This is a genomic window from Bradyrhizobium sp. 147, assembly GCF_023073935.1.
In the GTDB taxonomy this organism is placed as follows: domain Bacteria; phylum Pseudomonadota; class Alphaproteobacteria; order Rhizobiales; family Xanthobacteraceae; genus Bradyrhizobium.
In genome coordinates this window covers 1-1,541 of the sequence record NZ_JADPKL010000122.1, presented here as the reverse complement: position 1 = coordinate 1,541, position 1,541 = coordinate 1, and the positions used below count along the sequence as shown (strand labels likewise).

The following is a 1,541-nucleotide window of genomic DNA, read 5'->3' as shown; positions in this document are numbered from 1 at the left end:
CCGGGCAACAGACTCTCCGCGGCGATCCGAGCTCTCTCAGCTTCCGACCGCACACGACGTCCTGACGGCCCTTCAAGAATCTCCAGCCGGCTCACCGACCCCGCCGACGGGCCGTCTAAATGGACGTCCTTTTTGCTGTCCAATCCCAGCTCAAACCTCCGTCCAACCCGGAGGCTTCTTCGCACAGCTATCCCGATCCCGAACCAAGGGCTCCGGCTAAGCGCTTACGAGGAGTTCGAGAGTCAGGGCACTTTGGATACGAGCGGCAAGCACGACAACACGGTCGTACCGGGACTTTATCGCTGGTGACGGAGCGCTGCGGCTATCGTTACTGCTTTCGCAAGCGCATTGTGGGAAGGTCTCGGATGAAACGCACCGGATTTCGATCAGGCCGCGCAATATATTGCGCGCCATCCTGAGATGACGAACGTACTTCATTCAGGAGGTGATCCGTTCGTGCTCAGCACCGCCAAACTGAACAACCACCTGCTCCAATAAACCATTTGAATTCGATCAGATTTGGTACAAAAATGCTGTCTTACGAGCCAAGACGGTTTGCGGATTGCGCTCTACCGGCCTTATTCAAGCGTATCCACAAGGCGGGTAAAACCCCAATCATCGTCGCGCATTTCGATCACATAGGTGAGATCTCATGCGAGGCGGAGGACAAAGTGCGCGCTTTGCGAGCACAGGACGTGCAACTCCTTAATCACTCCGTGCTTCTCGCCAAAGTCAAAGACGATCCGGAGATATTGGCCGCAACCTTCGCCAAATGTCCAACGAAGGCTGCGCATGGAGCGCGACATTTTAAGAAACTGTCCAGCGTTGTGGCGCGCCTGCGCGGGGTAGAAACAGCCTTGTGCTATCTTCTTGGCTGGGAGGGTAGCGGCCGTCAGCTTATTGGAGGCAGAATCCCCGTTAAAAAACGTGGTCCATGGGTGCATGCGGACTTGGGAGTGGTGACGCTGCTCCGGCGGCGATCCCGATTAGGAAGATGACGATTGGCATAACCCTGACCCTCCTGCCCATTTTTAAATGGAGGACCTGCCCCAAGATGACGACGGGTGACCGCCCGGAGTTGAAGCCGGTCAATGTCGGCGCGGCCGCCATCGACATCAGATCAAAGATGCACATGGCTGCGGTGAACCCAGCCTGCACTGATACGCCAGTGCGCACCTTCGGCACATTCACAGAAGACCTGCATCATCTGGCAGACTGGTTTAAGGCCTGCGGCGTGACGAGTGTCGCGATGGAATCCACCGGCGTCTATTGGATCCCGGTTTACGAGATCCTGGAGCAGCGCGGGTTTGAGGTCATTCTGGTCAACGCTCGCTACGCAAAGAACGTGCCCGGGCGCAAAAGCGATGTGAGCGATGCCGCATGGTTGCGCCAGCTTCATTCCTATGGCCTGTTACGCGGCAGCTTCCGACCTGATGCCGAGGTTGCAACCCTGCGCGCCTATTTGCGCCAGCGGGAGCGGTTGGTGGAATATGCCGCTGCCCATATCCAGCATATGCAGAAGGCCCTGATGGAGATGAACC

General features: G+C 57.2%; 1 protein-coding gene. It reads left to right on the top strand.

Annotated elements, in window-relative coordinates:
* Positions 1–1,126: 1,126 nt before the first annotated feature.
* A partial coding sequence (locus IVA87_RS29725) for a transposase (RefSeq protein ID WP_247336484.1) occupies positions 1,127–1,541 on the top strand: 415 nt, incomplete at its 3' end.